Raw genomic sequence first — 19,947 nt, forward strand, 5'->3', positions numbered from 1 at the left:
TCTCTGCGCTCTTGCTCATCAGGGCTTCCGCTCGACGGGGAGGTTCGGGGCCTGGCTGCCGCTGGGCGCGACGCGCAGGGTCTTCAGGGTGAACTCCATCACCTGCTTGAACACCGGCCCGCAGAGCTGGCCGCCGAAGTGGCCGTTCTTCGGGTCCTGGATCACGCAGGAGACGGTGACGCGCGGGGCGTCGGCCGGCGCGAAGCCGATGAAGGAGGCGGTGTAGCCGTTGTACTTGCCGGTCTTCGGGTCCACCCGGTTGGCCGTGCCGGTCTTCCCGGCCACCCGGTAGCCCTCGACGGCCGCCTTGGTGCCGGTGCCCTGCTCGTCCGAGACCACCGACTCCAGCATCTCGGTCAGGGTCTTCGCGGTCTCCGGCTTGACCACCCGGGTCTCCTTGCCGGGCGGTGCGGCCACGTACCGCCCGTCCGCCCCGGTGGTCCCGGCCAGCAGGTTCGGCGTCACCCGCACCCCGCCGTTGGCGATCGTGGAGAACACCGAGGTGGCCTGGAGCGCGTTCACCGACAGGCCCTGGCCGAACGGGATGGTGTACTGCTGCGAGCCGTTCCAGGCCTCCGGCTTGGCCAGGATGCCCTTGGTCTCGCCGGGGAAGCCCAGACCGGTGGACTGCCCGATCCCGAACCGGGTCAGGTAGTCGTGCAGCACCTTGTTGGAGCCCGCCTGGTCCGGGGCGAGCCGCTCGGCGGCCAGGATGGTGCCGATGTTGGAGGACTTGGCCAGCACGCCCGCCAGGGTCAGGTGCCAGGTCGGGTGGTCGATGTCGTCGTGGAAGATCCGGTCCGAGCGCTGCAGCGTGTTGGGCACCTCGACGTAGGTGTCCCAGGCCGCCGTACCGGTGTCCAGCACCGCCGCCATGGTCATCAGCTTGGCGGTGGAGCCCGGTTCGAAGGCGTCGCCGACCGCCGCGTTGCCCAGCTGGTCGGCCTTGGCCTTGGCCAGCTCGTTCGGGTTGAAGCCCGGCGAGGCGGCCATCGCCAGCACCTGACCGGTCTTCACGTCCTGGACGATGACGTAGCCCTTCTCCGCCCCGGCGTTGGCCACCTGGTCGGTGATGGCCCGCTGGGCCGCCCACTGGATGTCCCGGTCCAGCGTCAGCCGCAGGTCCGAACCCTCCACCGGGGACTGCTGGCTGCCGCCGGCCGTCGGCACCATCCGCCCGTTCACCTGGGCGTAGGTGCTGTGGCCGTCCTTGCCGGCCAGGTCGCCCTGGTACTGGAGCTCCAGGCCGCCGGTGCCGATGCCGTCCGCGTTCACGTAGCCGAGCAGGTTGGCGGCCAGGCCCCCGGCCGGGTAGACCCGGCGCTTGGAGTCCTGGAAGGTGATCCCGGCCAGCGGGTTGGCGCAGGCGGCGTCCACCGACGTCCGGCCGCCCTGCTCGGCGGGCTTGCCGACCAGCTTGCGCTGGGCCCGGCAGGCGACGGTGTCGGCCTGCTTGGCCAGGGTCGACTTGAGGTCGGTGATCTGCTTCTTGGTCTCCGGGCTCTGACGGGGCGCCAGCATCACCCACTGGGTCTTCGGGGTGCGCAGCAGGGCGGCCAGCTGCTCCTTGCTCCGGTTCAGGATCGGCGCCAGCAGCGCGGCGGCCTGCTCCGGGGCGTCCGGCACCAGCGACTTCTCGGCCGGGTAGAGCGAGGGGTCGCCGGTGACGTCGTACGCGTCCACCGTGGTGGCCAGCGCCACGCCGTCGGAGGACGTTATCGAGCCGCGGTCGGCCGAGAGCTTGGCCTGCACGTACTTGTTGGCCTGGGCCGCGGCGGCCAGCTCGTCCGAGTCCAGCAGCTGGAGCTGGACCAGCCGCCCGGCGAAGACCGAGAAGACCGCCACCATCGCCACCCCGACCAGCCGCAGCCGCTTCTTCGGGTCGCCCAGCTTGATCAGCCGCGGCTGCGGCGGGGCCGGGCGGCGCGGCGGCTGACGGCGCGGCGGCTCGCCACCGCGCGGGCGGGGGGTGCGGGGGCGCTCTCCACCCGCCGACCGGGCGGCTCCTGACGCACCGGCGGACCGCGACGCACCGGCGGCGGGGCGGCGGGCCGGCTGCGGGCGGGCCGCTCCGGCCGGGCGGGGCCGGGGCTTGCCGCCACCACTGCCGCTGCCGCTGCCGCCCGAGCCTCGGCCGGGCTGACGGGGGGTGCTCATCGCGCGGTACCTCCGGCGGACGGGGCGGCGGCCGGCGGGGTGCCGAGCGGCGGGGCCGGGTTGATCTGCACTCCGGTGTCGGCGGGCGGCGACGCGGCCGGGGACGGGGCGGCCGAGGCGCCGGTGCGGTTCCACAGCTCCTGGTCGGTGCGCTTCACCGGCGGGGCGTCCTCGGCCTTCTCCGGCTTGCCGTTGACCGAGCCGTCCTCCTTCAGGAACGCCAGGTCGCCGCCGGGCACCATGCCCAGCTCGCGGGCCCGGCGCTCCAGCGCGTCCGGCGCGGAGTGCTGGTCGATGTCCTGCTGGAGCGTCTGCTGGCGGTCCGTCAGCTCGGTGGTCTGCCGCTCCAGCCGGCTCTGCTCGAAGGAGCCCTCGTTGAGCGCGGTGTTCAGCATCAGCAGCCCGAGCAGACCGCCCGAGAGCAGCGCCACCACCAGCACCGCGAAGGGCGTGCGCCCCCGCACCTGCCGCCGGGCCGGGCGCACCGAGATCCGCACCCCGCCCCCCTGCCCGGGGACCGACCCGCGCTCCCGCCGCGTCCGACCACCCGTCAGGCCTCCACCGGCCACCGGCACCGCTCTTCTCCCTCGCCGCTCACGTCCCCCCGTCCGGCGTCCGTTCTAGCCGCGGGTCTCCCTGATCCTCTCCGCCACGCGCAGCCGCACGGGCGCGGCACGCCGGTTCTCCTCGATCTCCTCCTCCGTGGCCAGCTCGGCACCGCGGGTGAGCAGCTTCAGCCAGGGCTGGTGCTCCTCCGGGATGACCGGCAGCCCCGGCGGGGCGGTGTTGGTGGCCCCCTGGGCGAAGTACTGCTTCACCAGGCGGTCCTCCAGCGACTGGTAGGACATCACGGCGATCCGGCCGCCGAGCGCGAGCACGTCCAGCGCACCCGGGATGGCCCGGTCCAGCACCTCCAGCTCGCCGTTGACCTCGATCCGCAGCGCCTGGAAGGTCCGCTTGGCCGGGTTGCCGCCGGTGCGGCGGGTGGCGGCCGGGATGGCGTTGCGCACCAACTCGACCAGACGCGCCGAGTTGGTGAACGGTTCCTTCTCGCGCTCGCGCAGGATCACCGAGGCGATCTTCCCGGCGAACCGCTCCTCGCCGTAGACCTTCAGGATCCGGGCCAGCTGACCGTGGGTGTAGGTGTTCAGCACCTCGGCCGCGCTCAGGCCGCGGGTCTGGTCCATCCGCATGTCCAGCGGGGCGTCCTGGGCGTAGGCGAAACCACGGTCCGCCTCGTCCAGCTGCATCGAGGAGACGCCGAGGTCGAACAGGATGCCGTTCGCCTCCGGGATGCCCAGGCGGTCCAGCACCTCGGGGATCTCGTCGTACACCGCGTGCACCAGCGTCGCCCGCTCGCCGAACCGGGCCAGCCGCTCCCCCGACAGCTTCAGCGCCGCCGGATCGCGGTCCACCGCCACCAGCCGCACCTCGGGGAACTGCGTCAGCAGCGCCTCGCTGTGGCCGCCGAGGCCGAGCGTGGCGTCCACCACCACGGAACCGGGGGCGGAGATCGCCGGGGCCAGCGCGTCTACGCAGCGCTGCAGCATCACCGGGACGTGCTTGGGGGCCGGACTGTCGGTGCTCATGACGACCATTCTGGTCCATCCCGCCCCCACCGCCGCCCACCCGGGGTCCGGCGACACGGCAGGGCGGCCGGCGAAAGTGGTGATGCCGGGGGCGCGGGGAACTGCGCGCTTCGGGAGGCGGCTCACCGGCAACTGAACCGCCGTCAGCCAGTTGCAGGTGCTGCCGTACCCCCTCGCGCAGTTCCCCGCGCCCCCGGCATCACCACTTCCGACCCGTGGCGGGGCCCCGCCGGGAGGGCGGCTGCGGGACGCAGTCCGGGGTCCCCGCCCGCTCGTCCGGGGAAGGAGCGGCCGCCCGGCGCCGGGGAAGGTGCGCCAGGTGGACACGGAGCGGGTGGAGGCCTCGGACTGCGTACCGGCCCGCCCCCGGACGGCAGTTGACGTACCGTCAGGAGGGGGCTCCACTGGCCGGAACTCTACCGTCCCCACCTGCCGAGTCAATCGTCCCCGGCCGCGCGCCACCCGGGCGGCGGCATGGATTCCCGCAGGTCGGAGCAGGGGCGGCCGCCACCCTCCCCCACACGGCGGTACCGCGCGCGGCCCCCACCGCGCGCCGGACGGACCGGCACGAACCGGACACCCCGTACCGCTCAGCAGCTATGCCCTCCGTCACACCCCACCCGTTCACCTCCGGGGCCCCACCACGACGGCCGAAAGGCCACTACCGTCATCCGCATGACAGTGACCCCCGACCGGCCCGTGCCGACCGCCGCTGCCGACTCCACCCCGTCCATCACCGACCGGTTCGTCGCCGCGAACCGCGAGTACGCCAAGACCTTCCGGGACGGCGGGATGGACGCCCGCCCGGTGCAGAACGTCACCGTGGTCGCCTGCATGGACGCCCGCCTCGACCTGTTCGCCGCCCTCGGCCTCGAACTCGGCGACGCCCACCTGATCCGCAACGCCGGCGGCGTCGTCACCGACGACACCATCCGCTCCCTGACGATCAGCCAGCGCGCCCTGGGCACCCGCTCGATCGTCCTGATCCACCACACCGGCTGCGGCCTGCTCGGCCTCACCGAGGACTTCCGCCGCGACCTGGAGCTCGAGGTCGGCCAGCGCCCCACCTGGGCCGTCGAGTCCTTCGTCGACCTGGACGGCGACGTCCGCCAGTCCATGCAGCGGGTCCGCACCTCCCCCTTCATCCCCCACCGCGACGACGTCCGCGGCTTCGTCTTCGACGTCCACACCGGCCTCCTCCGCGAAATCCACTGACCTCGGGCGCCCCCGGGACGACGAAGTCGTCACCCCGGGGGCGCGAGGAACTGCGCGAATCGGAAGACTCCCTCCGGCCGGATCGCGCGGCGGCGGCCAGTTGCACGTGAGCGCGCAAAACGGACACTCCCCCACTCGGGTGACGTCCCGCCCCCTGACAGGGAAGAATGCGCCTTCAGGCCGACCGGCCAGCTTGCATTTTCGGGGCATGGGAGCAATCGAGTGACGACCTTCAACGGACAGACCGGCACGGGCGGTTCAGGACTGCACGAGCTCGGCGCAGTGGTCGAACGGGTCCGGGCCTCGGTGGAGAGCGTCATCGAGGGCAAGCCCGAGGCCGTCCGGATCGCCCTCACCGTGCTGCTGGCCGAGGGCCACCTGCTGCTGGAGGACGTGCCCGGCGTCGGCAAGACCATGCTGGCCAAGGCGCTGGCCCGCTCGGTGGACTGCACCGTCCGCCGCATCCAGTTCACCCCGGACCTGCTGCCCTCCGACGTGACCGGCACCAACGTCTTCGACCAGCAGCGGATGGACTTCGAGTTCCGCCCGGGCGCGATCTTCGCGCAGATCGTGGTCGGCGACGAGATCAACCGCGCCTCGCCGAAGACCCAGTCCGCGCTGCTGGAGTCGATGGAGGAGCGCCAGGTCACCATCGACGGCACCAGCTACGAGCTGCCCAGCCCGTTCATGGTGATCGCCACCCAGAACCCGGTGGAGATGGAGGGCACCTACCCCCTCCCCGAGGCGCAGCGCGACCGCTTCATGGCCCGCGTCTCGATCGGCTACCCCAGCGCCGAGGCCGAGTTCGCGATGCTGGACGTGCACGGCGGCGCCAGCCCGCTGGACCACCTGACCCCGGTCGCGCACGCGCACGACATCCTCAAGCTGATCGAGGTGGTCCGCTCGGTGCACGTCTCCGAGCCGGTCCGCCGCTACGCGGTCGAGCTGGTCGGCGCCACCCGCTACCACCAGGAGCTGCGCCTGGGCGCCTCGCCCCGTGCGACCCTGCACCTGATCCGGGCGGCCCGCGCCGCCGCCGCGCTGGACGGCCGCGACTACGTGCTGCCGGACGACGTCCAGGCGCTGGCCGTGCCGGTGCTGGCGCACCGTCTGCTGCCCACCGCGGAGACCCAGTTGAGCCGCCGCTCCACCGAGCAGATCGTCGCCGACCTGGTCGCGAGCCTGCCCATCCCGCGTCCGCAGGGCCGGGCCTGAGGTGGCCAAGGCGGACAGTCCGACCGGACTGCGCACCGGCCTGCGCGGCCTGACCACCCGGGGGCGGTCCTTCCTGGCCGCCGGGATCACCGCCGCGATCTGCGCCTACGTCTTCGGCCAGGACACCCTGCTCCAGGTCTCCGTCCTGCTGGCCGCCCTGCCGCTGGCCGCCGCCGTCCTGCTGCTGCGCACCCGCTACCGGGTGGCCGGCGGGCGGCGGCTCAGCCCGTACCGGGTGGCGGCCGGCCAGGAGGCCCGGGTGCACCTGCGGCTGGACAACGTCTCCCGGGTGCCCACCGGCCTGCTGCTGCTGGAGGACCAGGTCCCGTACGTGCTGGGGCCGCGGCCGCGCTTCGTGCTGGACCGGGTGGAGCCGCGCGGCTTCCGCGAGGTCTCCTACCGGGTCCGCTCCGACCTGCGCGGGCGCTACCCGCTGGGGCCGCTGCAGCTGCGGGTGGCCGACCCGTTCGGGATGTGCGAGCTGAACCGTTCGTTCGCCGCCTCGGACGTGCTGACCGTGGTGCCCCAGGTGGTGACCCTGCCGACGGTGAAGCTGCCCGGGGAGTCCACCGGCCACGGCGAGTCCAACACCCACACCCTGGCGCTGGCCGGGGACGACGACGTGATCCCGCGCGAGTACCGGCACGGCGACGACCTGCGCCGGGTGCACTGGAAGTCCACCGCCCGCTACGGCGAGCTGATGGTCCGCCGGGAGGAGCAGCCGCTGCGGGCCAAGGCCACCGTGCTGCTGGACACCCGGGAGGTGGCGCACCGGGGCTCCGGCCCGGCCTCCTCCTTCGAATGGGCCGTCAGCTGCGCCGCCTCGGTCGGCGTGCACCTGCTGGAGCGCGGCTACCAGACCCGGCTGCTGACCGACACCGGGCTGGCCGTGCCCGGCCCGGAGGCCGGGGCGATCGCCACCGTGGCGGAGGCGGCCGGCCTGCTGCTGGACTCCCTCGCCGTGGTCGAGCTCTCCGACGGCGGCACCCTGGCCCGGGCCGAGCAGGTGCTGCGCAACGGCGGCGACGGCGTGCTGGTCGCGGTGCTCGGCTCGCTGGACGAGGAGCAGGTGGCCCGGCTCGGGCGGCTGCGGCGGCGGGCGGCCGGAGCGGTCGCCTTCCTGCTGGACACCGGGACCTGGGCCGGCCTGCGCCACCTGGCGCCGGACACCCCCGACCAGGACGCCGCCGACCAGGTGACCCGCCTGCGCGAGGCGGGCTGGACGGTGCTCCCGGCCAAGGCCGGCGACTCGGCCGCCACCCTGTGGCGGCACGCCGAGCGCGCCACCGCCGTCCCCTACCGCAACGGGACGGGGTCATGACCGCCGCCGCGCGCGCCCCCCGTTCCCTCCCGGCCGCAGGCGCCCGGCGCCCGGCCGTCCGTACCGACCGAAGCGGGGAGGCCGCCGGATGACCACCCGGGCCAAGCTCACGCTCTACTCGGCGCTGGCCACCGTGCTGGTGACGCTCTGTCTGACCCCGCTGGTGGAGCCGGGCAACTGGGTCCTGCGGGCCGTGCTGGTGACCGCGGCGGCCGGCGGGGCCGGCGCCGGGCTGCGCCGGCTCGCGTTCTCCCGCGCGCTCCAGGTGCCGCTCCAACTGCTGGCCGTGCTCTACCTGTTGATGCTGCTGTTCGTGCAGCGTGCGATGGACTACGTGCTGCTGCCCGGCCCGCGCGCGCTGGACGCGGTCGGCAGCCTGCTGGCCGAGGGCCAGAAGACCGTCCAGGAGTACACCGCCCCGGCCCCGGCGACCGAGGGCGTGCAGCTGATCCTGGTCGGCGCGGTGGCGCTGATCGCGGTGCTGGTGGATGCCCTCGCGGTGACCTTCCGCCGGGCCGCGCTGGCCGGGCTCCCGCTGCTCGCGCTGTACTCCGTCGGCACCGGCCTGAACGGGGCCGACAACGCCTGGCTGTGGTTCCTGCTCTCGGCCTCCGGCTACCTGCTGCTGCTCTTCGCCGAGGGCCAGGACCGGCTCTCCCGCTGGGGCCGGGTCTTCCACGGCACCTCGCAGGACGGCAGCGGCACCATCTCGCACAGCGGCCACCGGGTCGGCCTGCTCGCGCTGGCCTGCGCGGTGGTGATCCCGCTGGTGGTCCCCCAGACCGGCCTCGGCCTCTTCGACGGCGGCAGCGGCAGCGGTGCCGGGCTCGGCAACGGCGCTGGCCGGCAGGTCACCTCGCTCAACCCGGTGGTGGCCCTGACGGCCAACCTGACCCGCCGGGACAACACCGAGCTGTTCACCTTCCGCACCGACACCAACGTCACCGACCTCTACATGCGGATCGGCGCGCTGGACAACTTCGACGGCGTCTCCTGGAAGTTCTCCGAGCAGCGCCTCCAGGCGATCGAGAACCCGCTGCCGGGACCGCTGGGCCTCGGCCCGGACGTCCAGGCCGAGCCCTTCCGCACCGAGGTCAAGATCTCCCGGAACCTCTCCACCGAGTGGCTGCCGATGCCCTACCCGGCCGACACCGTCACCGTACGGGGCGACTGGAAGTACGAGCCCAGCACCCGCTCGGTGGTCGGCGACGGCGGGCAGAAGACCGACGGCATCTCGTACTCCGTGGTCAGCAAGGACGTCCGCCCGACCCCGGAGCAGCTCCGCAAGGCCGGTCCCGTCCCGAACGACGTCGCCCGCCGCTTCACCACCCTGCCGGACTCCCTCCCGGCGGTGGTCGGCCAGACCGCCCGCAAGGTGGTGGCCGGCAAGAACAACCCCTACGACCAGGCGGTGGCACTGCAGGCCTGGTTCAACGGCCCCGAGTTCCGCTACAGCCTGGAGGTCGCCGCGGCCACCGGGAACGAGGCCATCGAGCGCTTCCTGCGCGAGAAGACCGGCTTCTGCGTGCACTACGCGGCCACCATGGCCGCGATGGCCCGCTCGCTGGGCATCCCGGCCCGGGTGGCGATCGGCTTCGCCCCCGGCACGGACCTGGGCAAGGGCAGCTTCCTGGTGCGCAGCCAGGACTACCACGCCTGGCCGGAGCTGTACTTCCCCGGCTCGGGCTGGCTGCGCTTCGAGCCGACCCCGAGCCGCGGCAGCGCCCCCGAGTACACCGCGGAGAAGGCCGCCCCGGTGCCCAGCGCCCAGCCGACCGAGGCGACCACCGCCCCGAGCACCGCGCCCTCGGCGGCGCCCAGCTCCAGCAGCAGCTGCACCGCGCAGCAGCAGCGCCAGGACGGCTGCGCCGACGAGCAGGCGGTCACCCCCGTCAGCGTCGAGGAGCGGCCCTGGTGGCTGGAGTGGCCGGTGCTGGTCGCGGCCCTGGTCACGCTGCTGGTGCTGGCCCTGCTGGCCACCCCGATGCTCTGGCGGATCCGCCAGCGGCGCCGACGGCTCGGCACCGGCCGGCGTGCCCCGGGTGGCGACGGCGGCGGCGAGTTGACGGACCAGCAGGTGCTGGCCGCCTGGGAGGAGCTGATCGACACCGCCTGGGACCTCGGCATCCCGCCGGACGACTCGCGCACCCCGCGCACCACCGTCCGCCGGATCGCCGAGGCCGGGCAGCTGGACGACACCGCCACGGCCGCCGCCGGCCGGGTGGCGCTGGCCACCGAGCGGGTGCTCTACGCCCGCGACGCCGGCGCCGGGCTGCCGCTCGGCCCGGACGTGCGGACCGCCGCCGAGGGCCTGCGGGCCTCGGCCGGCCGCCGCGGCCGGACCAGGGCCGTGCTGCTGCCGCCCTCCTCGGCGCGGCTGCGCCGGCGGATCGGCGACCGGGCGGCGGCGGTCGGCGAGGCCGTCCGCTCCCGCCGGGACCGGCTGACCGGGGCACTGCGCCGGCTGCCGGGCCTGCGCGGGCGGGGCGAGCAGGACTGACGGAGCGGACACGACGAGGGCGGGCAGTCGGATCGACTGCCCGCCCTCGCGCGAACCCAGGTCTCGGTGCCGGTCACATACCGTCGTGCTCGTCCCGACGGCGTTGCCAGCGCTGCTCCATCCGGTCCATCACACCGGCCTTCCGGCGGGGAGGCGTGGAAGCCTTGGCTCCCGCTCCCGGCCCGGCCGGACCACGCTTCCAGCCCTTCACGGCGAAGACCGCGCAGCCCAGCATCACCACGAAACCGACCACGCCCACCACGATCACGTTGGCGACGAGGCCCCCCATCAGGAGGGCGATGCCCACCACGAACCCTGCGGCGGCCAGGTAGACCCGCCGACGGGTGTAGGTGCGCAGCCCGGTTCCCTCAAGCGCTGACGCGAATTTGGGATCTTCGGCGTACAGCGCTCGCTCCATCTGCTCGAGCAGTCGCTGCTCGTGCTCCGAGAGCGGCACGGAGTCCTCCTACTCGTCGGTCGCGGGGCGACCGGTCCGCCACCCCTGGCTCGGGTCGTTGTGTGGACCATATGCCCCACGGGCCAGGCCGTCATGCTTTCCGGCTTTACCCAGATCATACGGTCCGGGCGGCCGGTTCGGGACGGTCAGGAGTACGTGGCTCGGGCCACGTCACGTTCCCCGTCCCCAGCCACCCAACGCGGTGGAACACCGACAAGTGCCCGAAGCGGCGGAATCGTCCCGACGACCTCGCGGCGAACCGGGTTTCGGGGCGGGAAACGACGGGCGAAGACCCGGTCAGGCGAGCGCGGCCAGCAGGTGGAGCTGGGTGGCCACGGCGTGGAACGCGGGCTGCTCGGCGGCGGCCTGCTCCAGCTTGAGCAGCGCCTCCACCGCACCCGGCTCGGTGTCCACCAGGACGCCCGGCACCAGGTCGGAGAAGACCCGGACGCCGTGCACCGAGGAGACCCGCAGCCCGGCCGCGGTGGCCAGCCCGTTCAGCTCCTCGCCGGTGAAGCGGCGGGGCATCGGGTCCTGGGCACCCCAGCGGCCGTCCGGGGCGTCGAGCACCGCGCGGGCGTCGTCGAAGTGGCCGGCCAGGGCACGGGCCAGCACGGCGCCGTTCCGGTTGGCGGCCAGCAGGCTGACCAGGCCGCCGTCGGCCAGGGTGGCGGTCAGGTTCTTCAGCGCCTCGGCCGGGTCGTCCACGACCTCCAGCACGCCGTGGCAGAGCACCGCGTCCACCGAACCGGGGGTGACCACCTCGGGCAGCGTCTGGGTGTCGCCCTGGACGGCCCGGACCAGCTCGGTCACGCCGGCCTCGGCGGCCCGCCGCTCCAGCGCGAACAGCGCGTCCGGGCTCGGGTCCACCACCGTCACCCGGTGGCCCAGCCTGGCCACGGGCACGGCGAAGTTGCCCGTGCCGCCGCCGGTGTCGAGCACCTCCAGCACGGGCTTGCCCAGCTCGGCCGCCCGGGTCTCCAGGGCGGCTCGTACCACCTCCCACACCACGGCGGTACGCAGGGCACTGCGGGGACGGGTCGGGTACAAGGCGGAGGCTCCTCGGCTAGGGCGAAGCGGGACGCTGGACGCCACCACCTTAGACGCCCCGGGAGCCACACCCGCCGCACCAGGCCTGACGACCCGTCACCCGGGCCCTGCGGCGCGCCCCGCACCGCCGGTGCCCCGTCTCCTCCCCGCCCTCGGCGGGAGCGAGCGGCCCCCTACTCCGTCTCCCCCGTCCTGTCCCCCAGCGGGAGCGGTTGGTCCGGGTGGAGGTCCAGCAGGCGCTGGACCAGGCGGAGGTAGAGGGCCGTGTTCCTGATCAGGTCGTCCGCGTCGCGGGCCGACGCCGCGTTCGGGATCCCCGCCTCGGCGGCCGCGCGGCGCCGCGCACCGGCGGCGAAGTACGCGGCCCACTCGGCCAGCTCGGGGGCCACCTCGGGCAGCACGTCCCAGGCGCTGCGGATCGCCTGGCGCCGCCTGCTCCGTTTCTCCGGGCGCCCCCGGACGGCGAGCACCGCGGCGGTGGTGCGCAGCGCGGCGAGGTGGGCGGTGGAGTAGCGCTGGAGCGGGTCCTCGTACTGACGGGCCTGGAGCAGAGTCAGCTCGGCGTGCCGGAGCAGGTCGAGCGCGGCCGGCGGGGCGGCCGCGCGGCGCGGCACCGGGTGGATGTCGGCACCCCTGAGGCGGCCGGCCGGAACGGGCGGCGGTCCTGAGGGCGCGGGCAGCAGTGGGGCGGTCTCGGGCTGACTGATGGTCATACTCTCCCCCGGTCCACGGCGGGTGTGCGGGCCGGTCGGCCCGTACTGTCTCCATGGTGGACGGCGGTACTGACAATCTGGTAGTGGGCGCTGACGCACGGACACCCCGCACCCGTCGGTGCGGGGTGTCCGGACGCGTCCCCCCGTGGTCCCCCGTAGGCCCCCGGTGGGTCCCCCCGGGCCCGGTGGAGGGGGTGTCCCCCCGTTCACCGCGTTCCGCCGCCCCGTGTCGGCGGTCCGCGGCCGCACCCGGCCCTGTCGCGGCCCGAGTGGTTGCCCATCGGTCCCCCACAGTCCGTGGACGTCGGGCCGCTGCCCGGAGGTGACCTGACGGTCCGTCGCTCCGGGATGCCCCCACTCTGCCGTTCCCGCAGGTGGGACGGGTATCCGTCGGTGTACTCAAGTGCGCGGCTGAGTATCCGTACTCAGGCTCGGCCCCGGGGGAACCGGCACCGGTACGGTGGCGTCCTGAGAGCGCCTGGAGTGATCACGAGGGGGAGCGGATGAGCGTCATCCCGTTGGTATTCACCAGCGGTTGGGCCAGCGGCATCAACGCCTACGCGGTGGTGTTGCTGCTCGGCCTGCTGGGCAGGTTCGGCGGGGCCGAGTCGGTGCCGCCCGCGCTGGAGCGCACGGACGTACTGGTCGCGGCCACCGTGCTGTTCCTCTGCGAGGCGGTGGCCGACAAGATCCCGTACGTGGACTCGGTCTGGGACGCGGTGCACACCGTGATCCGCCCGATCGCGGGCGCCACCATCGGCGCCCTGCTGGCCAGTCAGGACCCGGGCTCGCTGGGCGAGGTGGCGGCCGGGGCGGTGGGCGGCACCACGGCGCTGATCAGCCACGGCATCAAGGCCTCGCTGCGGATGGCGATCAACACCTCGCCGGAGCCCGCCAGCAACATCGTGGCCAGCATCCTGGAGGACCTCTCGGTGGCCGGCCTGGTCACCCTGGCGATCTTCCACCCGTGGCTGGCCGCCTCGGCCGCCGCCGTGCTGCTGCTGGTCGGCGCGCTGCTGGTCTGGTTCGCGGTCTCCCGGATCCGCCGCTTCCTGGCGCGCAGGCGGGAGAAGAAGGCCGGTCGCGGCGCCCCCGCCCCTGCGGGGCAGGGCGGCGGCGCGAGCCGGATGCCGTACTGACGGAGCCTCAGGCCGCGGGCGGCAGGTCCAGCCGGGCCAGCCGCTCGCGGTCGGCGAGGATGGCGATCTCGGTGATCCGGCCGTCCCGGACGGTGAAGGCCATCAGGGAGTAGGGGCGGCCGTCGGGCTCCACCAGGCTGCCGACGCTGCCGTTGACCAGCACCAGCCGCCCGAACGGGGCCAGCCCGGCGAACCGCGCCGCCTGCGCGGCCACCAGCCGGGCGCCCCGCAGCAGCTGGGAGACGCCGGGGCCGGAGTCCACCCGGAGCAGCACCTCGGGGTCGAGCACCTCCAGCAGCGCGTCGAAGTCCCCGTCCCGGGCGGCGTTGCGGAAGGCCTCCACCACCACCCGCTGCAGCCCCCGGTCCGGTTCCTGGGGCGGGGTCGCGCCCCGCACCCGGCGGCGCGCCCGGCTGGCCAGCTGACGGGCGGCGGCCGGCTCGCGGTCCACGATCAGCGCGACGGTGTCGAACGGCACCTGGAACATGTCGTGCAGCACGAAGGCCACCCGCTCGGCGGGCGGCAGGGTGTCCAGCACCACCAGCATGGCCAGGCCGACCGAGTCGGCGAGCAGCGCCTCCCCCTCCGGGTCGGCGTGGTCCAGGGCGGAGACCACCGGGTCCGGCAGCCGGAAGTCGGTGGCGTCCTCCGGCCGGGCCCGGCGGGAGCGCAGCTGGTCCAGGCAGACCCGGCCGACCACCGTGGTCAGCCAGGCCGCGAGGTTGCGCACCTCGCCCACCTCCGCGCGGCTCAGCCGGAGCCACGCCTCCTGCACCGCGTCCTCCGCCTCGGCCAGCGAGCCCAGCATCCGGTACGCCACCGCCCGGAGCGCGGGCCGCTCGGCCTCGAACCGCTCCGCCAGCACGATCTCCTCGTCCACCCGGCCCACCCTAGGCGGCGGCCTGACGGGACGTCAGGCCAGGGCGCCGCTGGGAGCGGGCCGACCGTCCTGTCTAGGATCGTCCGCATGGCACGGATCGTGATCGTCGGCGCGGGGATGAGCGGACTGGCCGCGGCGGCGCGGCTGGGCACGCTGGGGCATCGGGTGACGGTCTGCGAGGCCGGGCCGACGTACGGCGGGGAGCTCGGCCGGTACGAGCACGAGGGCTTCTCCTTCGACACCGGGCCGACCCTGCTCGCGCTGCCCGCCGTCTACCGCGACCTCGCGCTGAAGAGCGGCCGGGAGCCGCTGGAGCAGCTGGTCCGGCTGGCCCCGGTCGACCCGGAGAGCCGGCACCTGTTCCCCGACGGCACCGGGCTGGTGCTCTCGAACGCCTCCCGCGGCCGGGTCGCCGAGGCCCTCGACGCCGCCTTCGGCCCCGGCACCGGCGCCCGCTGGGGCGAGGTCATCAACCGCGCCCGCACCGTCTGGGAGGCCACCCGCCGCCCGCTGCTGGAGGAGCCGCTCCCCGCCGACCCCACTCCGCTGCACACCGACCCCTACCCCGCCCCGCCCCGCCGCGGCCTGGCCCGGCTGCGCCGCGAGCGCCCGCACACCCTGGCCGCCGTCGCCGCCGAGGAGCTCGGCGGCGGGGCCGGGCCGACGGCGCTGCTGTATGAGTACGCGCTCCGGTACGGCCTGGACCCGCGCACCGCCCCGGCGGGGGCCGCGGTGCTGGCGTACATGGAGCAGTCCTTCGGGGTCTGGTCGGTGGGCGGCGGGATGCGGGAGCTGGCCACCGCGGTGTACCGGCGGTGCGAGCAGCGCAAGGTGGAGTTCCAGTTCGGCACCGAGGTCACCGAGGTGCTGCACGAGGACGGCCGGGTGACCGGGGTGGCCACCGCCGGCGGCCGCCGCTTCGAGGCCGACGTGGTGCTCACCTCGGCCGACCGCACCGGCGCCCGGCTCGGGCGGGCCCGGCTGTCGGTGCTGCTGGCGCTGCGCGGCGAGCGCCCGTCGGACACCGTGGTCCGCACCGTGGTGCACGCCCGGGACACCGCCGCCGAGCTGACCTCGCTGTTCGACCGGGACGAGTACCCGCGCTTCCCCACCGTCCAGGTGCACCGCCCGGGCGACGGCGCCCCCGGGGGCCACGAGGCCGTCACCCTCACCGTCACGGTGCCGCCCGGCACGGCCGTCCCCGCGGACTACCCCGAGCACCTGCTGGAGCACCTCGCCGCAGCCGGCCTCGACCTCCGCGAACGGCTGCTGCACCTGCACGTCCCGGCGCCGTCCGCGGCGCAGCCACTGCCCTCGCTGGCCGGGACGGGCGGTGCCTTCCTCAGCCCGCCGAACGCCACCGGGTACCCCAACCTCCACCGGATCGGCTCCGCCTCCCACCCCGGCGGCGGGCTGGCCCGCACCGGGATGTCGGCCTCGATCGTGGCCGGGCTGGTCGGCCCGGCCTGACAGCCCTGGCCCGCCGCACCCCACGGAGTGCGACGGGCCACCTGACGGCGCACCGACCGGCTAGTCGGCCAGGTTCGCGGCCCGGACCTCGTACACGGCGCTCGCGTCCTGGTCCGTCCCCATCGCCTCGGCGAGGCGCCGGAACCCGGCCGCCTCCTCCGGACGGCCCTGCCGATGCAGGGTGCGGCCGAGCGCCTCGTAGGCCCAGCCGTTCGCCGGGTCCAGCTCGACCAGACGGCGGAACGCGCCCTCGGCGCGGCCCAGTTGGGCACTGTGGAAGTAGGCGCGGCCGAGCAGCTCGACGGCCGCGCGGTTGGCCGGGTCCGCCTCGACGATCGGGGCGAGGATGTCGGCCGCGCCGCTGTAGTCCTTCGAGTCGAAGAACAGGTTGGCGCGCTGGTACTCCTGGTAGCTCACTGCGGGGGCTCCTTCCTCGTTCAGGCCCTCGTTCTGCCCCCTCCAACCAGCGCCGCCGTCCGGGTGTTCCCGGCTTGTGGGCGCGGCCCGGTGGGGCAGGATGGAGCGGGTCCGGTACCCACTCGTTCACAGGAGAGACCCATGAGCGGCAAGGAGAACGCCGAGATCCTCGGTTCCATCGGCGCGATGGTGGAGGCCGAGAAGCGGCTCCGCGCGCGGATCGCGTCCGGCGCCGCGGACCAGGAGGAGGCCCGGGCCGAACTGGCCGCCCTGGAGGTCAAGCTGGACCAGTGTTGGGACCTGCTGCGGCAGCGCCGGGCCCGGGCGGAGTTCGGCGAGGACCCGGGCGGGGCCAAGCTGCGGCCGGCCGCCGAGGTCGAGGGCTACCAGTCCTGAGCCGCTGACGGCGCGTCAGGACTGCTGCTGGTAGTTCCAGTTCTGCTGCTGGTCCTGGCCGGCCGGGCCGGGCTGCTGCGGGATCACCGGCTGCTGCTGCCAGTCCTGCTGCTGCCAGCCCTGCTCGTAGTGGCCGGTCTGGGCGTACGGGTCCTGGTACTGCTGCTGGTACTGCTGCTCGTAGCCCTGCACCGGCTGCTGCTGGTAGCCGTACTGGTCGGTGGTGGCGTAGTACTGCGGCTCGGGCTGCGGCTGGTAGTACGCACCGGCGTAGACGCTGTCCTCGGTGAGCGGCTCCGGCTGGTAGACGACCGGCTCGTACGCGGTGGTGTCGAAGGCGGCGGGCTCGAAGGAGGCCGCCGCCGGCTCGAAGGCCACCTGCTCGAACTCGTACCCCGCGGCGGCGGGCTCCTGCACCGAGGGCGCCTCGACCGGGCCGACCTCACCGACCCGCGCCACGGCGGCGGCCTCGGCGGCCGGGTCCTCTCCGCCGGTGGCCGCACTCAGCAGCGGGACCTTGGCGAGGGCGCCGGGCAGTTCGCCGTCGGCCTTCCGCAGCGACCAGCCCGCGGTGTAGCCGCGCTTCACCGAGAGGGTGACCATCACCTGGCCCGCCGCGAAGCCGGCCGCACCGGCGCCGATCACCGGGACGGAGGAGAGGAACATCCCGACGGCGACCAGCAGGAAGCCGCCCAGGGCGAGGGCGCGCCAGTGCAACGGGGAACGGCTCTGCAGCAGCAGCTCGGCCACCAGCCAGAGCGCGACCACCGCGAGCGCGGCGTACAGCACGAGGTACCCGACGCCCATACCGCGTTCCTCCAAGTCACCGGCCCAGCCACCGCCCCCGCGTCCCGGCGACTGTACAGGCTCGCCCCGCCCCCGGACGACCCTGCGGACCGCCTACCGGCGCAACGGCACTCGACCGGGACCTGCGCCGTCCTCGGTGACCGGACCCGTGGCCTGCCGTCGTGCCCCGGGGTGACCACCACCCCGCACCCGACCCCCGAGGTACCGACAGACCTCCGTACCCGGCGATCGGATCGTTGCCTGCCGCTTCGCGCCCACGCGGCGGAGCCGCAGACCAGCAGAGTCCCGCGCCCCCGGTGTGACCGGTTCCGCCGGCCACCCCGCCGGGCAGGCGACCCTTTCAGCGCCGGTGCAGGCCGAGGTTCTGGTAGATCTCCAGCGTCGAGGTCGAGTGGTTCAGCGTGATGAAGTGCAGCCCCGGTGCCCCCTCCGCGAGGAGCCGCTCCGCCATCGAGGTGGCGTGCTCGATCCCCACCGCCCGCACCGCGTCCGGGTCGTCGGCGACGGCCAGGAAGCGGTCCTTGAGTGCGGGCGGGAAGTCCGACCCGGAGAGCTGGGGGAAGCGGGTGAGCTGGCGGATGTTGGTGACCGGCATGATCTCCGGGATGATCGGCGTCGAGCAGCCCGCCGCCTCGACCCGGTCGCGCAGCCGCAGGTAGTCCTCGACCTCGAAGAACATCTGGGTGATCGCGTAGTCGGCCCCCGCGCGGCACTTGGCCACGAAGTGCCGGATGTCCTCGTCCCAGTTCTCGGAGCGCGGGTGCATGTTGGGGAAGGCGGCCACGCCGACGCAGAAGTCCCCGATGCCCTTGATCAGCTCGACCAGCTGGTAGGCGTACTCGACCCCCTGCGGGTGGCGGACCCACTCGCCTTCGGGGTCGCCGGGCGGGTCGCCGCGGACCGCGAGGACGTTGCGCACGCCCTGGTCGGCGTACTGGCCGATGATGTTGCGCAGCTCGGCGATCGAGTGGTCCACCGCGGTGAGGTGGGCGACGGGCGTCAGGGTGGTCTCGGTGGCGATCCGGCCGACCAGGTTGACGGTCCGTCCGCGGGAGGAGCCTCCGGCGCCGTACGTCATGCAGACGAAGTTGGGGTCGAGGGCCTCGACCCGGCGGATCGCGTCCCACAACTTGGACTCGCCGACCTCGGTGCGGGGCGGCATGAACTCGAAGGAGAAGGACCGGTCACCGGCCGCCAGGAGGTCGCGGACGGTCTCTGCCCGGTCGGTGCGGGTGGACGGGATGCCGAGAGCCATGCTGGCAGAGTAGCCGTGGGTGCGAACGGCCCCGCAAACGTCGTCCACCAGCTGAGACGCGTTCGATCCGCCCGCTGGACGGGCCGATCGGCCGTTCGACGGACCCGTGTCCGGGCCTCCGGTGGACGCCCCGTCCGGCCGTCCGGCGGACGGGTCCGGCACGGCGGTCGACGGCCGCCCGGTTAGGCTGATCGTCAACCGAGTGATCCGGAGTCCCATCGTGCCCACGCCCACCGCCCGGCCGGTCAGCCCCCTGGAGACCGAGTCCGTCCGCGAGCGAGTCAACGCGGCGCTCGCGGTCTTCATGACCGAGCAGGCCGAGCTGCTCGGCACCGTCTCGGCCCAGCTCGGGCCGGTCGCCGACGCACTGCGGGAGTTCCTGCTCGACGGCGGCAAGCGGCTGCGCCCGGCGTTCTGCTACTGGGGCTGGCGCGGGGCCGGCGGCGGCGCCGAGGGCGAGGGGATCGCCCGGGCGGCGGCGGCGCTGGAGCTGCTCCAGGCCAGTGCCCTGGTGCACGACGACCTGATGGACCGCAGCGACACCCGGCGCGGCCTGCCGTCGATCCACCGGCGCTTCGAGGCGCTGCACCGGGCCAGCGGCTGGCGCGGCGACCGGGAGCAGTACGGGGCCTCGGCGGCGGTGCTGCTCGGCGACCTGCTGCTGATCTGGTGCGACGAGCTGTTCCTGCGCTCCGGTCTGCCGGCCGAGCGGGTGCTGGCGGCCAAGCCCGCCTTCGACCTGATGCGCACCGAGGTGATGGTCGGTCAGTACCTGGACGTGCTGGAGCCGGTCGCCGGGGACTCCGCGGACGGGCAGGCGCTGGAGCGGGCGCAGACCGTACTGCACTACAAGTCGGCGAAGTACACCATCGAGCGCCCGCTCCAGGTCGGTGCGCTGCTGGCCGGGGCCGGGCCCGAACTGGTCTCCGCCTACTCGGAGTTCGGGCTGCCGCTGGGCGAGGCCTTCCAGCTCCGGGACGATCTGCTCGGGGTCTTCGGCGACCCGGCGGTCACCGGCAAGCCGGCCGGGGACGACCTGCGCGAGGGCAAGCGGACCCTGCTGGTCGCGCACGCGATGCGCGGCCTCTCCCCCGCCGACGCCCGGCACCTGGACGAGCGGCTCGGCGCCCCGGACCTGACGGCCGAGGAGGTGCCGGTGCTGCGCCGCCTGGTGGAGCGCAGCGGCGCGGCCGAGCTGGTGGAGCACCGGATCGACGAGCTGATGGCCCAGTCGCTGGCCGCCCTGGACGCGGCCCCGCTGGCGGCCGGCCCGGCCCGTTCGGTGCTGCTCGCGCTGGCCGAGGCGGCCACCGTCCGCAAGTACTGACGGCCGCAGGTACTGGCGGCCGGCCCGGCGGGGGGCCGC

Annotated in this window: 18 protein-coding genes; 8 read left to right on the plus strand and 10 right to left on the minus strand. The window is 74.4% G+C overall.

Translation table 11 applies throughout. The annotated features are described in order from the left end of the window. Window positions 1-18: 18 nt before the first annotated feature. The 3 genes from ACIA8O_RS05780 to rsmH form a co-directional block, all read right to left on the minus strand. Window positions 19-2,157, minus strand: a complete 2,139-nt coding sequence (locus ACIA8O_RS05780; protein ID WP_396292290.1) for a peptidoglycan D,D-transpeptidase FtsI family protein — start codon at window positions 2,155-2,157, stop codon at window positions 19-21. After that, window positions 2,154-2,654: a septum formation initiator family protein gene (locus ACIA8O_RS05785; RefSeq protein ID WP_396292291.1), complete on the minus strand. Its 501-nt coding sequence runs from the start codon at window positions 2,652-2,654 to the stop codon at window positions 2,154-2,156. Before ACIA8O_RS05785 ends, ACIA8O_RS05780 begins: the two co-directional genes overlap by 4 nt. Before the next feature lie 123 nt (window positions 2,655-2,777). Beyond that, a complete protein-coding gene (rsmH, locus tag ACIA8O_RS05790) occupies window positions 2,778-3,746 on the minus strand; it encodes a 16S rRNA (cytosine(1402)-N(4))-methyltransferase RsmH (RefSeq protein WP_396292292.1) in 969 nt (322 codons plus the stop codon). A 675-nt stretch (window positions 3,747-4,421) separates the two neighbouring features. Between rsmH and ACIA8O_RS05795 the strand changes: the two genes are divergently transcribed. From ACIA8O_RS05795 to ACIA8O_RS05810, 4 genes are all read left to right on the plus strand, one after another. Next, complete coding sequence (locus ACIA8O_RS05795; protein ID WP_396292293.1) at window positions 4,422-4,961, plus strand: beta-class carbonic anhydrase; 540 nt, start codon at window positions 4,422-4,424, stop codon at window positions 4,959-4,961. 222 nt (window positions 4,962-5,183) lie between these two features. Beyond that, window positions 5,184-6,176 (plus strand): AAA family ATPase, encoded by a 993-nt coding sequence (locus ACIA8O_RS05800; RefSeq protein ID WP_396292294.1) that lies wholly within the window; start codon window positions 5,184-5,186, stop codon window positions 6,174-6,176. A 1-nt stretch (window position 6,177) separates the two neighbouring features. Beyond that, window positions 6,178-7,497: a DUF58 domain-containing protein gene (locus tag ACIA8O_RS05805; RefSeq protein ID WP_396292295.1), complete on the plus strand. Its 1,320-nt coding sequence runs from the start codon at window positions 6,178-6,180 to the stop codon at window positions 7,495-7,497. Window positions 7,498-7,585: 88 nt separating this feature from the next. Continuing rightward, window positions 7,586-9,997 carry a transglutaminaseTgpA domain-containing protein gene (locus ACIA8O_RS05810; RefSeq protein WP_396292296.1) on the plus strand — a complete coding sequence of 804 codons (2,412 nt, stop codon included), beginning with the start codon at window positions 7,586-7,588 and terminating at the stop codon, window positions 9,995-9,997. A 73-nt stretch (window positions 9,998-10,070) separates the two neighbouring features. Here ACIA8O_RS05810 and ACIA8O_RS05815 read toward each other — a convergent pair whose 3' ends face one another. The 3 genes from ACIA8O_RS05815 to ACIA8O_RS05825 form a co-directional block, all read right to left on the minus strand. Beyond that, on the minus strand, window positions 10,071-10,454 hold the full coding sequence (locus ACIA8O_RS05815) for a DUF3040 domain-containing protein (protein WP_396292297.1): 384 nt from the start codon (window positions 10,452-10,454) through the stop codon (window positions 10,071-10,073). 297 nt (window positions 10,455-10,751) lie between these two features. Beyond that, window positions 10,752-11,504 (minus strand): methyltransferase domain-containing protein, encoded by a 753-nt coding sequence (locus ACIA8O_RS05820; RefSeq protein WP_396292298.1) that lies wholly within the window; start codon window positions 11,502-11,504, stop codon window positions 10,752-10,754. 173 nt (window positions 11,505-11,677) lie between these two features. Continuing rightward, entirely contained in the window at window positions 11,678-12,217 is a 540-nt protein-coding gene (locus ACIA8O_RS05825; protein ID WP_396292299.1) for an SAV_6107 family HEPN domain-containing protein, read from the minus strand. A 503-nt stretch (window positions 12,218-12,720) separates the two neighbouring features. On the opposite strand from ACIA8O_RS05825, the gene ACIA8O_RS05830 reads away from it, so the two are divergent. Next, entirely contained in the window at window positions 12,721-13,356 is a 636-nt protein-coding gene (locus tag ACIA8O_RS05830; protein ID WP_396292300.1) for a DUF4126 domain-containing protein, read from the plus strand. 7 nt (window positions 13,357-13,363) lie between these two features. Here the strand turns inward: ACIA8O_RS05830 and ACIA8O_RS05835 are convergent, their stop codons facing one another. Beyond that, complete coding sequence (locus tag ACIA8O_RS05835; protein WP_396292301.1) at window positions 13,364-14,236, minus strand: sigma-70 family RNA polymerase sigma factor; 873 nt, start codon at window positions 14,234-14,236, stop codon at window positions 13,364-13,366. An 87-nt stretch (window positions 14,237-14,323) separates the two neighbouring features. Between ACIA8O_RS05835 and ACIA8O_RS05840 the strand changes: the two genes are divergently transcribed. Then, complete coding sequence (locus tag ACIA8O_RS05840; RefSeq protein WP_396292302.1) at window positions 14,324-15,706, plus strand: phytoene desaturase family protein; 1,383 nt, start codon at window positions 14,324-14,326, stop codon at window positions 15,704-15,706. A 60-nt stretch (window positions 15,707-15,766) separates the two neighbouring features. On the opposite strand, the gene ACIA8O_RS05845 is transcribed toward ACIA8O_RS05840, so the two are convergent. Beyond that, complete coding sequence (locus tag ACIA8O_RS05845; protein WP_396292303.1) at window positions 15,767-16,123, minus strand: tetratricopeptide repeat protein; 357 nt, start codon at window positions 16,121-16,123, stop codon at window positions 15,767-15,769. Window positions 16,124-16,264: 141 nt separating this feature from the next. Between ACIA8O_RS05845 and ACIA8O_RS05850 the strand changes: the two genes are divergently transcribed. Beyond that, on the plus strand, window positions 16,265-16,519 hold the full coding sequence (locus ACIA8O_RS05850; RefSeq protein ID WP_396292304.1) for a DUF2630 family protein: 255 nt from the start codon (window positions 16,265-16,267) through the stop codon (window positions 16,517-16,519). A 15-nt stretch (window positions 16,520-16,534) separates the two neighbouring features. On the opposite strand, the gene ACIA8O_RS05855 is transcribed toward ACIA8O_RS05850, so the two are convergent. Together ACIA8O_RS05855 and metF are read right to left on the minus strand one after the other, a co-directional pair. Continuing rightward, window positions 16,535-17,326 carry a hypothetical protein gene (locus tag ACIA8O_RS05855; protein ID WP_396292305.1) on the minus strand — a complete coding sequence of 264 codons (792 nt, stop codon included), beginning with the start codon at window positions 17,324-17,326 and terminating at the stop codon, window positions 16,535-16,537. A 340-nt stretch (window positions 17,327-17,666) separates the two neighbouring features. Next, window positions 17,667-18,581 carry a methylenetetrahydrofolate reductase [NAD(P)H] gene (gene metF, locus ACIA8O_RS05860; protein WP_396292306.1) on the minus strand — a complete coding sequence of 305 codons (915 nt, stop codon included), beginning with the start codon at window positions 18,579-18,581 and terminating at the stop codon, window positions 17,667-17,669. Between the two features lie 220 nt (window positions 18,582-18,801). Here metF and ACIA8O_RS05865 point away from each other — a divergent pair, with 220 nt between their 5' ends. Beyond that, on the plus strand, window positions 18,802-19,908 hold the full coding sequence (locus tag ACIA8O_RS05865) for a polyprenyl synthetase family protein (RefSeq protein WP_396292307.1): 1,107 nt from the start codon (window positions 18,802-18,804) through the stop codon (window positions 19,906-19,908). Window positions 19,909-19,947: the final 39 nt, after the last annotated feature.

The sequence above is a fragment of the Kitasatospora sp. NPDC051853 genome, from assembly GCF_044452665.1.
Taxonomy (GTDB): domain Bacteria; phylum Actinomycetota; class Actinomycetes; order Streptomycetales; family Streptomycetaceae; genus Kitasatospora.

Coding starts and splice junctions, on each gene's coding strand:
- ACIA8O_RS05780 (WP_396292290.1), bottom strand. CDS start 2,157: ATGAGCACCCCCCGTCAGCCCGGCCGAGGCTCGGGCGGCAGCGGCAGC.
- rsmH (WP_396292292.1), bottom strand. CDS start 3,746: ATGAGCACCGACAGTCCGGCCCCCAAGCACGTCCCGGTGATGCTGCAG.
- ACIA8O_RS05795 (WP_396292293.1), top strand. CDS start 4,422: ATGACAGTGACCCCCGACCGGCCCGTGCCGACCGCCGCTGCCGACTCC.
- ACIA8O_RS05810 (WP_396292296.1), top strand. CDS start 7,586: ATGACCACCCGGGCCAAGCTCACGCTCTACTCGGCGCTGGCCACCGTG.
- ACIA8O_RS05825 (WP_396292299.1), bottom strand. CDS start 12,217: ATGACCATCAGTCAGCCCGAGACCGCCCCACTGCTGCCCGCGCCCTCA.
- ACIA8O_RS05830 (WP_396292300.1), top strand. CDS start 12,721: ATGAGCGTCATCCCGTTGGTATTCACCAGCGGTTGGGCCAGCGGCATC.
- ACIA8O_RS05840 (WP_396292302.1), top strand. CDS start 14,324: ATGGCACGGATCGTGATCGTCGGCGCGGGGATGAGCGGACTGGCCGCG.
- ACIA8O_RS05850 (WP_396292304.1), top strand. CDS start 16,265: ATGAGCGGCAAGGAGAACGCCGAGATCCTCGGTTCCATCGGCGCGATG.
- ACIA8O_RS05855 (WP_396292305.1), bottom strand. CDS start 17,326: ATGGGCGTCGGGTACCTCGTGCTGTACGCCGCGCTCGCGGTGGTCGCG.
- metF (WP_396292306.1), bottom strand. CDS start 18,581: ATGGCTCTCGGCATCCCGTCCACCCGCACCGACCGGGCAGAGACCGTC.